At 53.8% G+C, this 14,900-nt stretch carries 9 protein-coding genes and 1 tRNA gene; 2 read left to right on the top strand and 8 right to left on the bottom strand.

Going from position 1 to position 14,900, the window contains the following annotated elements; all coding sequences use genetic code 11:
* From EZM41_RS08850 to EZM41_RS08815, 8 genes are all read right to left on the bottom strand, one after another.
* Positions 1-155: GTP-binding protein (locus EZM41_RS08850; RefSeq protein ID WP_232619247.1), on the bottom strand; the 155-nt coding region annotated here is incomplete at its 3' end.
* Positions 156-197: 42 nt separating this feature from the next.
* A complete protein-coding gene (fusA, locus tag EZM41_RS08845) occupies positions 198-2,282 on the bottom strand; it encodes an elongation factor G (RefSeq protein WP_198470742.1) in 2,085 nt (694 codons plus the stop codon).
* Between the two features lie 43 nt (positions 2,283-2,325).
* The gene (gene rpsG / locus EZM41_RS08840) at positions 2,326-2,796 is read right to left on the bottom strand and encodes a 30S ribosomal protein S7 (protein WP_198470741.1); all 471 of its coding nucleotides are present in this window, start codon (positions 2,794-2,796) and stop codon (positions 2,326-2,328) included.
* Positions 2,797-2,811: 15 nt separating this feature from the next.
* Positions 2,812-3,183, bottom strand: coding sequence for a 30S ribosomal protein S12 (rpsL, locus tag EZM41_RS08835; RefSeq protein WP_198470740.1), 372 nt, complete (start codon positions 3,181-3,183; stop codon positions 2,812-2,814).
* Between the two features lie 24 nt (positions 3,184-3,207).
* Positions 3,208-3,456, bottom strand: coding sequence for a ribosomal L7Ae/L30e/S12e/Gadd45 family protein (locus EZM41_RS08830; protein ID WP_198470739.1), 249 nt, complete (start codon positions 3,454-3,456; stop codon positions 3,208-3,210).
* An 82-nt stretch (positions 3,457-3,538) separates the two neighbouring features.
* A complete protein-coding gene (rpoC, locus tag EZM41_RS08825) occupies positions 3,539-8,515 on the bottom strand; it encodes a DNA-directed RNA polymerase subunit beta' (RefSeq protein ID WP_198470738.1) in 4,977 nt (1,658 codons plus the stop codon).
* The gene (gene rpoB, locus EZM41_RS08820; RefSeq protein ID WP_198470737.1) at positions 8,516-12,100 is read right to left on the bottom strand and encodes a DNA-directed RNA polymerase subunit beta; all 3,585 of its coding nucleotides are present in this window, start codon (positions 12,098-12,100) and stop codon (positions 8,516-8,518) included. It lies immediately after the preceding gene.
* Between the two features lie 132 nt (positions 12,101-12,232).
* Positions 12,233-12,320, bottom strand: a tRNA-Leu gene (locus EZM41_RS08815).
* Positions 12,321-12,528: 208 nt separating this feature from the next.
* On the opposite strand from EZM41_RS08815, the gene EZM41_RS08810 reads away from it, so the two are divergent.
* Positions 12,529-14,703, top strand: a complete 2,175-nt coding sequence (locus EZM41_RS08810) for an aldehyde ferredoxin oxidoreductase C-terminal domain-containing protein (protein ID WP_198470736.1) — start codon at positions 12,529-12,531, stop codon at positions 14,701-14,703.
* Positions 14,700-14,897 carry a sulfur carrier protein ThiS gene (gene thiS / locus EZM41_RS08805; RefSeq protein ID WP_198470735.1) on the top strand — a complete coding sequence of 66 codons (198 nt, stop codon included), beginning with the start codon at positions 14,700-14,702 and terminating at the stop codon, positions 14,895-14,897. The genes EZM41_RS08810 and thiS overlap by 4 nt, the downstream gene beginning before the upstream one ends.
* Positions 14,898-14,900: the final 3 nt, after the last annotated feature.

The following is a 14,900-nucleotide window of genomic DNA, read 5'->3' as shown; positions in this document are numbered from 1 at the left end:
TTGTCGATCTGCTCAAAGGGCACGAAGTTAGCGAACCCCTTGCGGCTCAACGTCTTTGTGATGGCAGCAGTGAGCGTGGTCTTGCCATGGTCTATGTGACCGATGGTGCCTATGTTCAAGTGTGGCTTGCTCCTTGTAAATTTCTCTTTGGCCATGTTTTTTCCCTCCTACTTGTTTTTAAACGTCCTTTTTATGGTTTACCTCGATAGGAGCTTTTCTGCGAGCTCCTTTGGCACCTCTTCGTAATGGCTGAACTGCATGGAGTACACAGCGCGACCGGAGGTCATGCTGCGCAGGTCGGTAGCGTATCCGAACATCTCGGCGAGGGGTACGAGTGCCTTGATCACGCGCCCATTGCCGCGAACGTCCATGCTCACGACTTTTCCCCTGCGGGCCACGAGATCTCCCATGACTTCGCCTAGGAACTCCTCCGGCAATACCACCTCTACCTCCATAATCGGCTCCATTAGGACCGGATGCGCCCTTCGCATAGCTTCCTTAAATGCCATAGAGGCGGCGATCCTGAAGGCCAGTTCTGAACTATCCACCTCATGATAGCTGCCGTCGATCAATTTCACTTTGACGCCGACGACGCGATAACCCCCTAACACCCCTGCGGTTGCAGCCTCTTGGAGTCCTTTCTGCACAGCGGGTATAAACTCCCTCGGTATAGCTCCGCCGACGATGCGATCCTCAAAGACGAAACCCTTTCCGTCGGGCAACGGCTCCATCTCTATCACAACGTGGCCATATTGACCGCGGCCGCCGCTCTGTCTGACGAACTTACCCTCCACCGGACCGGAGGAAGTGCGTATCGTCTCCGTATAGGCCACCTGAGGATTGCCGACGCGCGCGGATACGCCGAACTCCCTCTTCAGCCTGTCTTGTATGATCTCTAAGTGAAGCTCTCCCATGCCGGATATGATGGTCTGTCCGGTCTCCTGATCCACGGAGACGTGAAACGTCGGATCCTCTTCGGCCAAAGCCGAAAGCCCCTTGGAAAGCCTCTCTTGATCGGCTTTTGTGGCCGGCTCCACGGCCAACGCGATGACCGGCTCCGGAAAGGTCAGGCTTTCGAGCAATACCGGGGCCGACGGATCACAAAGCGAATCGCCCGTCCGCGTCTCTTTAAGGCCGGGCAGAGCCACTATCATGCCTGCGGACACAGAGCTCAGATCCTCGCGCTTATCCGCCTGCATTCTGAGGATGCGTCCCACCCGCTCTCTCCTTCCAGTAGTGGCATTGAGCACAGTTACGCCGTTTTCTATGCGACCAGAATAAACGCGAGTGAAGACCAAGCGCCCCACATATGGATCGACCATGACCTTGAAAGCCAGGGCAGCAAATGGTTCGTTTATGTCGGGTTTACGAAAGACGGTCTCCCCCGTATTCGGGTCAACGCCCTCCACTGGCGGAAGGTCCAGCGGCGAGGGGAGGTAATCCACCACAGCATCCAAAAGGAGTTGGACCCCTTTGTTCTTGAGGGCCGATCCGCACAAAACTGGCACTATCTTCATACTCGTCGTTCCCTGCTTAATAACGCTCTTAAGGAGATCCTCGGGTATCTCTTGGCCACCCAGATAAAGCTCCATAAGCTCGTCATCAAGTTCTGCCGCTGCCTCCAACATGGCATCCCTCGCAGATTTCGCCTCTCCCGCCACGGAAGCCGGTATATCTGAGAAAACAAGTTCCGAACCCTGCTCGTCTTTATAAAAGACGGCCTTCATGCGCACCAAATCCACGATGCCGGTAAAAGCCCCTTCGAGTCCGATAGGTATCTGAACCGGCACGGCATTGGCACCCAAGCGCTCTCTAATTTGCTTGACCACAGCATAGAAGTCAGCGCCCACCCTGTCGAGCTTGTTTACGAAGGCGATCCGCGGCACGCGGTAGCGATCTGCTTGCCGCCACACTGTTTCAGATTGCGGCTCCACGCCGCCTACGGCGCAGAATACAGCTATGGCGCCATCCAAAACGCGGAGAGATCGCTCGACCTCCACAGTGAAATCTACGTGGCCGGGTGTATCAATAATATTGATCATATGCCCCTTCCACCAACACGTAATTGCCGCCGAGGTAATTGTTATGCCTCGTTCTCTCTCTTGTTCCATCCAGTCCGTAGTAGTAGAACCTTCGTCGACCTCTCCCATCCTGTGTTTTTGGCCTGTGTAAAAAAGTATGCGCTCTGTAGTAGTGGTCTTTCCTGCGTCTATATGAGCAGCTATGCCGATATTGCGGATGAGGCGCAAATCGACGACATCTACTGTAGCATTTTGCGCCATATTTTCACCATCTCACCATCCAACTAAAAATAAAAACTAACCGCTACCAACGATAATGGGCAAACGCACGGTTTGCCTCCGCCATCTTATGAGTGTCTTCGCGCTTCTTGGCGGCGCCACCCTCGCCTTTGTATGCATCGGCCAATTCCCTGGCAAGCCTCTCTTCCATCGGTATGCCTTTGCGAGCGCGAGCATACTGGATAATCCAGCGTATCGCCAAGCTCTGAGCTCTCTGCGGATCAACCTCAACCGGCACTTGATAGGTGGCACCGCCTACTCTTCGAGGGCGCACTTCAACTATCGGTTTCACGTTTTCAAGCGCCTTCTCAAAAACCTCTTGCGGTGACACATTGAGGCGTTTTGCCGCTTTTTCGAGGGCAGCATAGACAACCCTTTCCGCCTTACTCTTGCCTCCGTCCCACATGACCGAATTTATCATCTTGGATAGAGCGGCGTTTCCGTAAACCGGATCCGGGCTTGCGCTCCTTTTCTTTACCGATCCCTTTCGTGGCATTCGATGCTCCCCTCCCTACTTTGGCTTACGAGCGCCATATTTGGATCGCGCTTTTTTGCGCCCATCGACGCCACCGCAGTCGAGAGCACCCCTAACTATGTGATAACGAACACCCGGCAGGTCTTTGACACGACCACCGCGTATAAGGACTACGGAATGCTCCTGTAGGTTGTGTCCGATGCCGGGAATGTAAGAGGTCACCTCGATTCCGCTCGTTAAGCGAACGCGCGCAACCTTTCTGAGCGCCGAGTTGGGCTTCTTTGGTGTAACGGTATAAACCCTCGTGCAGACGCCCCTGCGCTGAGGGTTACCTTGAAGTGCAGGAGCCCCCGAGCGGGTTTTTTTCTCCTCTCGCCCCTTACGAACGAGCTGATTAATTGTTGGCACAGAACTCATCCTCCTCAAATGTAGTTACGCTTTGCGAATTCCTGCTGCCGCTGCTTTGCACTGTACCGCGCAGGCTCTCCCTAAGAGCTTCATGGAATCAGCCCATTCCACCGTAAGCGACTGCCTTTGAGCCTCTATCAGTATTGGTTGCACTAACGAGGGATCCGCGTCGCGTGCCAAAAACACCTTCTCGAGCTCCCCCATCAGTAACTTTTTATATACCTGCCTTGCCCCCACCACACAGCGCGGCGTAGCAAGATCGCCTAAGGGCACAGCACAACTCCTTTCCACTCTCCCCATCGCACCGACGGATGATAGCAACAGACTCGAGCGCTGTCAAGGGCGGAAGCAAACTTTAAGCCACAGAGACAATACTTCCTTCCCGGAGCTCTCCTTCTTTCCTCAAAGAAGCCTCCTCAACAGAAGAGACCTCTATCTTGCGATATACCTCGAATCCCGTTCCGGCCGGAATCAAGTGCCCGATAATGACATTTTCCTTAAGGCCTCGCAAGAGATCGATATCGCCCCTTACGGCAGCAGAGGCCAGAGATTGAGCGGTTTGCTGGAAGGAAGCCGCGGACAGGAAGCTCTCGGTCGCCAAAGCGGCCTTGGTAACGCCCAAAACCACCGGCTTCCACTGTGGCTCCTCTCTCAATCTTCGCACAAATGAAACGCGCTGCATTATACGCTCAAACCTCGACTGGGCGTAAATAGGACGCAAGACCAACTCTTGAGGTTCCGCTGCTACCAACTTGTCCACGATCTCTTGGTTGATCTCTCGCCCAGCTTCTACCACCACATCTCTCAACGCGCCATACACCGGCTCGAGCAAGACCTTTCCATAAGCTATCTCGTTGAACAGTTCTTTGAGGATCCCCTCGCGCGAGAGCACTTTGCCCTCCACCTCTATGGCGATGATATTACCCTCGATGATGCCTCTCACTACACTTCCGTCCACTATACTGGGCGCGTCGGCCATCAGTTCGCCCGAAGCGTTTATAACGCGCGTCAGCGGATGGCCCCATATTTGAGCGATGAGATATTCTTGCATGCGGTCCACCACGTTGATCACTTCGGGAGCATGCCATATCTTTATTTCGGCGACATCAGCACTGCGCAAGTTTTGGATCACGTCCGCAGTGAGCAGCCGGTCGCGATGAGCGAGCACCTCTCCATCCACAATCACATCTGCCGCGAGATAAGCCTTATCGCAAAGGGCATCGAGGCGCTTGACATCGCGAACTAAGATGGGCCGCTGAGACAACTGGGTAATCAAGCTCAACTGCGAAAGCCTCAAGGGCACGCCGGCATCTATACGGTGCCCGGCTTCATCGTCAAAGGGCTCTACCAGTTCAAGTCCTTCCATCTCCCGCCGGAAAGAGGCCTCGCCCACGATCACCCGCAAGAGCCCTTCCTGGTCCTCTACGAGCAATTCGCTGACACTACTGCCGGGTCGCAGTATTTGGCGGAGGACATCGCGGCTCAAGCTTTCTCCCTTGAACTGCATAGCGCCTTCGAGTCCACCGGTGCCCACGACATCTTTCAAAACAGAACCTTCAAGCAGCTCTTCGGCTTCTGTAAGATAGCGTTCGTTATCGCGACGGATCTCTTCGATTTCCTTGCAGAGATCGTCCATCCACGCCAATTCACCCGCGACAAAAGAACTGTCGCCCTCTTCTATTATTCGAACCCTATTTGCAGGGGCAACCTTGCGGAGTATAACCTCGATGTGCTTATTGTTTATAGATACCCCCTGCGATCTATACTCCTCCTGGATATTGTCGAGTAAATAACTCTGCACTGCAGAGAGACCTTTGACTTCCAACAGTTTTTGGGGGTCGACATAACCCTCCGTAAGGACCTGGCCTCGCTTTACTGCGCTTCCCTCCTCCACCACAATGCTTTGGTTGGACGGGATAGTATAAGTTGCATGTTCACCCCCATCGCTCGAGTGAACGACAATCTTTCTCTTGCCTTCCATTTCCCTTATTTCGGCGATGACCCCGTCCATCTCTGAGAGAATGGCCTCTTTCTTCGGCTTCCGCGCCTCAAAAAGCTGCTCTATGCGCGGCAAACCTTGTGTGATGTCTTCGCCCGCCATATGAACGCCGCCCGTGTGAAAAGTCCTCAGCGTGAGCTGCGTGCCGGGCTCTCCGATGGACTGAGCGGCTACGACGCCCACGGCCTCGCCTATAGAAACCAGCTCCTGCATCGACAAATCGAAGCCATAGCACTTTCGACAGATGCCATGACGTAGACCACAGGTCATCGGGCTGCGTATCCACACGCCTTCGATGCCGGCCTTCTCGATCGCCTCCGCCGCCTCCTGGGATATGAGGTCGCCCTGAGCTACGAGAAGCTGTCCTGTCTTCGGATCGAAGACATCCTTAAGGGCAGCCCTCCCGTATATTCTCTCACTCAGCGAAATAGCGACCTTGCCATCCTGGACGAAGGCGCTCATGTAGATTCCATCCGTCGTCCCGCAGTCGTCAGCTACGATGATCAGATCTTGACCGACATCGACCAGACGGCGCGTCAGATAGCCGGATTTTGCGGTGCGCAACGCCGTATCGGCAAGCCCCTTCCTGGCACCATGGGTCGAGATGAAGTACTCGAGCATGTTCAACCCTTCGCGGAAATTGGCCGTTATCGGATAGTCTATGATGCGCCCAGAAGGATCCGCCATGAGACCTCTTATGCCAGCCATCTGCGCGAGCTGGCTCTTGCTGCCCCGTGCTCCAGATTCGACCATAAGTTTGAGCGGATTGGTATCGTCCATGTCCTCCATTATGTGATCTGCAATGCGCCTTGCCGCATCGGACCAGAGCAGCTCTTTTTGTCTCAAATATTCTTCCTCTGTGAGCACACCCATGCCATATTGACTATAGAGCTCTTCTTCTTGAGCCAAGGTCTCTTTGACGATCTTATCCTTCTCGGGCGGAATGACCACGCTGTTGACGTTGAAACTTGCGCCGGAATTGGTAGCCCATCGAAAGCCCAGAGCCTTTACGGCATCCAACATCTGCACCATCGAGGCATGTTCGACTTTGTCGTGAGTCACTTCAAAGAGCCTGCTGATGGCCTTTTTATCAAGCCTCTCGTTGATAAAAGGCAGCTCAGCCGGCATTGCGCTGTTAAACAAGACTCTTCCCGGCGATGTCTCTATCCACTCTCCATTATTTAAGAGAAACTTGATTTTGCTGTTTATATGAACTATGCCATGATCCAACGCCGAGAGGACGTCGTCTGCGTCTTTGAAATGCATGCCTTCGCCTTTGAGGCCGTCCCTCATGCCGGTTAGGTAGTATATGCCGAGGATGATGTCTTGAGTCGGCGTCACAATCGGGCGCCCATGGGCTGGAGAGAGCAGGTTATGGGCTGAAAGCATGATAACTCTGGCCTCGGACTGCGCCTCCAGGGAAAGGGGGACATGGACAGCCATCTGGTCGCCATCGAAGTCTGCATTGAAAGCTGTGCACGCTAACGGGTGAAGGCTGATGGCCTTTCCTTCCGTCAACACCGGTTCAAAAGCTTGAATGCTCAATCTATGAAGAGTAGGCGCTCTGTTCAGGAGCACAGGGTGGTCTTTTATGATCTCCTCCAGCACGCCCCAAACTTCGTCGCTTCCTCTCTCGATCATACGCTTGGCGCTTCTCATGTTAACAGCCAGACTGTTATCGACTAATTTATGCATAACGAAAGGCTTAAAGAGCTCCAACGCCATTTGCTTTGGCAAACCACATTGATAAATTTTCAAATTTGGGCCTACGACTATTACGGAGCGACCTGAATAGTCGACCCGTTTGCCTAAGAGGTTCTGACGGAACCTCCCTTTCTTACCGCGCAAAAGATCGGTCAAACTTTTGAGCGGCCTGTTGCCCGCGCCAAGGACAGCCTTGCCGACCCTTCCGTTATCGAAAAGCGCGTCTACAGCCTCCTGCAGCATCCTCTTCTCGTTGCGTATTATGATCTCCGGGGCTTTGAGCTCCTGGAGCTTCTTCAGCCTGTTATTACGATTTATGACGCGACGGTAAAGGTCATTCAAGTCAGAAGTGGCAAATCGACCTCCGTCTAATTGAACCATGGGTCGCAATTCTGGCGGAATAACAGGCAGCACTTCCAAGATCATCCATTCGGGCTTGTTGTCGCTCTTCCTGAAGTCCTCGACCACCTGAAGGCGCTTTATAAGTTTGCGCTTTTTTTGTCCCGAACTTTCAGCGATCTCCTCCCTGAGGGAAGCAGCCAATTCGTCCAAATTGAGCTGCTTCAAGAAGGTCAATACGCCCTCCGCTCCTATGCCAGCCGAAAACTCCTTATCGTAAGCGCTGCAGAGGCGTTCTTCACTCTCCGTTATTATATCGCCATGATCGAATGGTGAATTGCCTTTGTTTATAACGAGATAACACGCATCCTCTGCTACGACCGTCTCCTGTCTGGCGGAGAAGCGCCCTGGATATTTGCTCATGTAGAGTTGGTGTTCGCTCGACGAGATTATGTCGCCTTTAGCAAAAGGCAGATGAACCACGGCCGTGACGACAAAAGCCTCCTGTTTTCCCACCATAGCCCGCTCGACCTGTGGTTCTACTCCCTCCTCCCTGAGTTTCTCCAACTTTGAGGCAGGAATTACGCTTCCCTCTTTCGGCAACGTCCCCTCATCTGATGAGAGAAGGATAAAGGCTGGCTCCACTTTGAGGATCTCTTCTCCATACTCCGCCCTGTAACGATTAACCTGCTGGGGAGAGAGCAGATCCCCCTCTTCCAAAGAGATATCGTCCACTTCGACGATGCGGTAAGCCTCTTCAGCCTTAAATTTTGGGTCGTAATGGGAGTGAATCCGCTCCTCGCACGCAGGTATCAGGTCCCCGCGGTGCGCTAAATCCACTCTGCGCCCCTCTATGACCACTTTATAGAGGACCTCGTGTCTCCTGACAGGGGCAAAATATACTACCCTCTCGAGGTCTTTGGTGGCTGCACCTACGAGCAGGCTCAATCTGCTGGGAATGCCCCGCAAATACCACAGGTGGACGACCGGCGCGGCCAATTCTATATGGCCCATCCGCTCTCGGCGCACGCGGCTATCAGTAATCTCCACGCCACAGCGATCACAAACGATTCCCTTAAACTTAGGGCCTGTGCGCTTATATTTACCACAGGCACACTCGTAGCTGCGAACAGGACCGAATATGCGCTCGCAAAAGAGCCCATCCTTTTCCGGCCTCAACGTCCTGTAATTGATCGTCTCAGGTTTTTTCACCTCACCGCTCGAGAGCTCACGAATTCTCTCGGGGCTAGCCAAGCGAATGCGGATGCCTGCTATTGCACGCTGAGCCATTTAGGCTTCATCCTCCTCCGAATCACTGTCTCCTTGTGAGGAACCTCCGAATATCATGGCCTCCGTTACTTTGACCTTGCGAGAGTCAGGCCTGTCTTTAACAGCCTTTTCTTTCTTCCAACCGGCTTCCTCTGAAATCCCCTCTGCGGAGGGACCCAATCTAAACTCCCTTTCCTCTTCCTCTTCAGCGACGAGATCGCCAACCGTCCCGTCGTCATACAAAACTTCCACATCCAGCGCAAGTCCTTGGAGCTCCTTGACCAACACTCGGAAGCTCTCCGGTATGCCGGGCTCGCCCAGATCTTGCCCTTTAACTATTCGCTCATACGTCTGCAGGCGCCCTCGTATGTAGTCTGACTTCACGGTCAACATCTCTCGCAGCGTGTGAGCAGCACCATAACCTTCCAATGCCCAAACTTCCATCTCTCCAAAGCGTTGACCTCCGAATTGGGCCTTTCCGCCCAAAGGCTGCTGCGTGATAAGGCTGTAAGGTCCAACGGAGCGGGCATGAATCTTATCGTCCACCAGATGTATGAGCTTGAACATATACATGTAACCCACGGTTACCTTGCCTTCCATCGCTTCTCCGGTGCGTCCGTCGTAAAGGGTGATGCATCCGTCGGGCGTCATGCCCGGGTACTTCTCGTTCATGTCTTCTATGAATTCGAAAATCTCCCTCTCGTTAGCGCCCTCAAATACGGGCGTAGCTATATAAACGCCCTTACAATACGCCCCAAAACCCATGATCGTCTCCAAAACTTGACCCAAGTTCAAACGACTCGGCACACCGAGCGGGTTCAAAACCACGTCCACAGGAGTCCCGTCGGGCATATACGGCATATCCTCCACGGGCAGAATGCGGGAAACCACGCCTTTATTGCCATGGCGACCGGCCATCTTGTCGCCCACGGTGATTTTGCGAAGCTGCGCCACTGAGACTTTGACGACATCATTGACGCCGGCCGGGAGCTCGTCGCCGTAATCCGCACGGGAGAGGCGTTTTATCGCCACCACTCTGCCGCCCTCGCCATGAGGTATGCGAAGCGACGTATCGCGCACTTCTCTCGCCTTTTCGCCGAATATTGCCCGCAGAAGCCTTTCCTCGGGCATTTGTTCGGATTCTCCCTTCGGGGTAACTTTACCGACCAGGATGTCTCCGGCCTTCACCTCGGCTCCGATGCGAACCAAACCGTTTTCGTCCAGATTCTTGAGAGACTCTTCGCCTACGTTGGGTATATCACGGGTTATCTCCTCCGGCCCGAGCTTCGTGTCGCGCGCGTCCACTTCGTATTCCTCCACGTGAATAGAGGTGAAGAGATCCTCCTTCACGAGCCGTTCGCTCACCAGTACGGCATCCTCGAAGTTATACCCTTCCCAAGAGACGAAGGCCACTAATACGTTCCTTCCCAGGGCTAATTCGCCGCGATCTATAGACTGACCGTCGGCTATTGCGTCCCCAGCCGCAACGCTTTCTCCTACCTCCACAATCGGGCGCTGGTGGATGACTGTCCCCTGATTCGACCGAGAGAACTTCGTGAGGCTATAGCGATCCACCTCGCCATTCTCAGCTGTCACCTCTATGCGCGCGGCATCGACATAAGAAACTACACCAGAACGCTTCGCTATAACTGCGCAACCCGAGTCTCTCGCCACCTGAGACTCTATGCCGGTTCCAACCAAAGGAGCTTCCGGCTGAATGAGCGGCACCGCTTGTCTCTGCATGTTAGAGCCCATAAGGGCCCGGTTTGCGTCGTCATTCTCCAAGAACGGTATCAGCGCTGTCGATATGGAGACGATCTGCTGCGGAGAAACATCGATAAATTGAACCTTTTCCCTCGGCACTGTGACGATGAGCCCTCTGTGGCGAACGTAAACCTCTGGTTCCAAAAGATATCCATTCTCGTCGACGGCCTCGTTAGCTCGCCCTACATAGCACTCCTCTTCCTCATCGGCTGAGAGATAAACCATTTCGTCAGTCACGCGGCTGTTTACAACTACGCGCTTAGGCGTGACCAAAAAGCCGTATTCGTTCACCCTCGCGTAAACCGCCAATGAGGTTACCAAACCGATATTCGGGCCTTCCGGCGTCTCTATAGGACAGATCCTGCCATAGTGCGTAGGATGGACGTCCCTGGCTTCAAAACCCGCCCTCTCGCGGCTCAACCCACCTGGTCCGAGCGCCGAAAGGCGGCGGCGGTGAGTCAATTCGGCCAACGGATTGGTCTGGTCCATAAACTGAGAGAGCTGGCTTGACCCGAAGAACTCGCGGATGGCCGCCTGTATGGGGCGCACATTCACGAGGTCTCGCGCCGTCGCAGTCGAGAGATCTGGCACCGTGGTCATCCTGTCTTTCGCTATTCGCTCCATGCGGAGCAAACCTATGCGGATCTGATTCTGAAGGAGCTCGCCCACGGAACGCACACGGCGGTTGCCGAGGTGATCTATGTCATCTTCTCGTTCGTTGCCATCTCTAAGGGCAATAAGCTTCAACACGACATTGACAATATCTTCCGGAGTAAGAGTCCTAATCGAATCGGGGATGTCGAGCCCCAAGCGTTTATTGAGTTTGTAACGCCCGACGCGGCCGAGGTTGTACCGCCTCGTATCGAAGAAAAGGCCCTGGATGTACTCTCTGGCATTTTCGAGTCTGACAGGTTCGTTGGGGCGCATCCTGCGGAAGATCTCCAATACGGCCTCTTCCGTGTTGGTCGTGTCGTCACGCTCCAGTGTAGCTGCTAAGGAGCTGTCCACGTTCCACAGACACACGCGAGTCCGTCCCATGTTCCATAAAAGCTCGAGGTGCTCCTTGGTGATTCGGTCATTTTTGGGTATTACCACCTTGCCGGTCTCGTCGATCACGGACTCGGCCAGCAGCTTGCCCTTCACCTCTTCCTCCACGAGATCGACTTCCTCTTTTGTAGCACCGAAGAGGAACAAGAGCTCGTCGTCGTTTGGCACGCCGAAAGCCTTGAGCAGCGTCGTGGCTGGAACTTTTCTGCGATTGTCGATATTGACCGACAGGATCTCACCGGGCGTCAGGTCGAAATCGAGCCATGCTCCTCGGTCAGGGATGACCTTGGCCTTATAGACCTCCTGCCCCGGTGACCCCATCTCGATGCTCAAATAGAGGCCGGGCGATCGAGAGAGCTGACTTACAACTACGCGCTCCGTCCCGTTGACGATGAAGCTGCCCTTCTCCGTCATGAGGGGGAAATCGCCTAAATATATCTCCTCTTCTTTAATCTCACTGGTCTTGCGATTGATCAGGCGTATAGTAGCCCTCACCGGCGAAGACCATGTCAGATCCCGCCTGCACGCCTCTTCTTGAGAAATGGAAGGAGGGTCAATGTAATAACTCACGAACTCGAGAGCGAATGAACCGTTGTAGCTCTCAATAGGAAATACTTCTTCCAACAACTCCTGCAATCCTTGGGCCTTGCGTCGACCGGGATCCGCCTTGGTCTGAAAGAACCACTCGTAAGAATTGCGCTGGACTTCGAGCAGATCAGGCATCTCCAACCAATCGCGCGCAGGACCATAAGTTAGCCTTTCTCGTCCCTTACCGCTAGGAGCAAATCTGGGCATGGGAGAAACCAACCTCCCTGTTTACTTGAGGATTTTGGGGGATCGATAAACCACAGCAAGAGGTGATAATAACACACAAATCACCTTTGGTCAACCCCAGGTAAGTTGACCAAAGGTTATACCCTTTTTCCCTGGTGTCGAGGGGGGGACTCGAACCCCCACAGGCGTATTGCCCACTAGAGCCTGAGTCTAGCGCGTCTACCTGTTCCGCCACCTCGACACACCTTCATTAGCTTTAGATTGTAACAGCCACGACCGCGGTTTGCAATAGATCGGTTTGCCACACCTAAAACCAAAGCGAAGTTGCCCATTCCTTCAAAGGCTTCGCCCGCGATAGCGCGACAGTCGGGGGGAACCGAGCGCAAGTTGCCAAAAAGAAGCGAGTACAAGTATAGTATAAAGAGTAACAATTAAAGGGGGAGTGTCTCGTGAAGGAGGCAAAAGTCCTTTCAGAATGGGCGTACAGTCCCTGCGAGCCCTATAGGGGGTACACCGGTAAAACCCTTTACGTGAACGTGGGCAATTTGAAAATCGCAGAAAAAATCGTCACGGAGGAGATGAAAGAAAAGTTCGTAGGCGGTCGGGGTTTCGGCCTCAAGCTACTGTGGGATGCAGTGAAGGATGAAACGAAGTGGAACGACCCGGAAAACGAAATAGTCATATCGGGCGGCCCGCTCTGCGGCATAACGCAATACCCGGGCTCTGGCAAATACTATGCCGTTTTCATATCCCCCTTGACGGATCAGACATACGACAGCAACTCGGGCGGACACTTTGCGCCACTTCTCAAGTTCGCCGGCTGGGATGCCTTGGAAATCCAGGGAAAGGCAGAAAGAGACGTGATCGTTTTCATCGACGGAGATGAGGGAAAGGTCCAAGTCTTGGAATCGCCCTTTACGGACATAAACGCTCATTCTATAGCCGAAGAACTACATGAGCGCTTCGCGGCGTCCGAAAAGGACAAGCGTTTTATATCCGTCATCGCCACGGGCAAGGGCGCCGAAAACACATACTTGGGATGCCTAAACACGAGCTTTTACGACACTCGCCGCGGAATAGTCCGCCTAAAACAGGCGGGGCGCGGAGGCGGAGGCACAGTGCTTCGCGACAAAAGGATCGCGGCGATCGTCGTGCGCAAGCACGGATGGTCAGGCATGAGCAACAACCCCGCAGACCCGGAGACCATACAAAGGTTGGGATTGAAACTCCACAGGGAGATATACGAGCTCGACGACAAACAAAGCCGCATGAGGCGCGTGGGAACCGTCCATTTGAACGAAATCATGAACGACTACCATCTCCTCCCCGTGCACAATTACAAGTTCGGCCAGCACCCCGATGCAAAAAACATACGCTCAACCATATATGAAAAGATGTTCACCCAAGGTATACCGGATGAGTGTTGGTACGGCTGTACCATGGCGTGTTCCAAGGCGATAGACGGCTTTACCCTCAAAACCGGACCGTGGAAAGGTCGCACTGTGTCCGTGGATGGCCCCGAATACGAGACCTGCGCGGCCTTGGGATCCAACATAGGCGTCTTCGATCCGGAATGGACCGCCGAAGCAGCATTTTACGCTGACTTCTATGGCATCGACACTATATCGTTAGGCACCGGCCTGGCATTCGTATGCGAATGCTACGAGCTCGGCTATTTGAACGATAAAATCACCGGAGGGCTCGAGCTCGGTTTCGGGAAGGCCGAAGCGCTGATGGAGCTGATCCACCGCATAGGCGAAGGAAGGGGCGAATTTGCCGCTCTTGTGGGAAAGGGCATCCGCAGAATGAAAGCAACCTTTGCCGAGCGCTTTGGCGCACCGCGAGAGGTCTTGGAAGCGATAGGCATGGAAGGCCAGGGCATCGAGGTCTCCGAATATGTGTCTAAGGAATCGGTCGCTCAGTGGGGCGGGTATTTCTTGACGCTCAAGGGGCCGCAGCACGACGAGGCATGGCTCATCTTCATGGACATGGTAAACAAGCAACTGCCGACGTTCGAGGACAAAGCCGAGGCGCTCCATTACTTTCCCAACTTCCGCCTATGGTTTTCCCTGGCCGGCCTATGCAAACTACCCTGGAACGACATAGAACCCGAAGATAATCTCACGAAATACCCACCTCAGGAGGCCGCAAAAGTGCCGGAGCACGTCCAAAACTACGTAGATCTCTTCAACGCAATGACCGGAAAGAAAATAGACAAGGCGGAATTGATCCTACAGTCAGAGAGGGTCTATAACTTTCAGCGCATCTTCCAGCTCCGCCTCGGAAAGGGCACTCGCAAAGACCACAACATCCCGTTGCGTGCCATATCGCCGGTATTTGAAGACGAATGGGAAGCCAGGCGTGATTATTACGATGAACAGCTCCGTTCCTCAGGGGTGGACCCACAGGGGCTTTCGACGGAAGAGAAGATCAAAAGGCTCCAAAAGCTGCGGCTTGCCCAATGGGAGAAGCTGGTGGACGCCGTTTACAAGCGGCGCGGATGGGATAAAAACGGCATTCCCACCATCAAAAAGCTCGAAGAGCTCGGGATGGATTTCGAAAGCGTCGTCGCAGTCGTAAAAAAACATGCTCGCAAGGAGGACCAGTGGGAGGAAGGTTTGTGATCTCCGTAAACGGCGAAAGCATGAAATGGCACCCAGGGATGACCGTGCGAGAAATCCTGGATGCCAAGCGTTATACCTTTCCCATGATAGCTGTATGGATAAACGGCACTCCTGTGCCTCGCGATCGGTTTGACAAAACAGAAGTGCCGGACGGGGCAAATGTGCAGGTAGTTCATATGATAGGGGGTGGGTAAAGT

Source organism: Acetomicrobium sp. S15 = DSM 107314 (genome assembly GCF_016125955.1).
Lineage (GTDB): Bacteria > Synergistota > Synergistia > Synergistales > Thermosynergistaceae > Thermosynergistes > Thermosynergistes pyruvativorans.
This window is presented reverse-complemented; position numbering and strand designations above follow the sequence as displayed.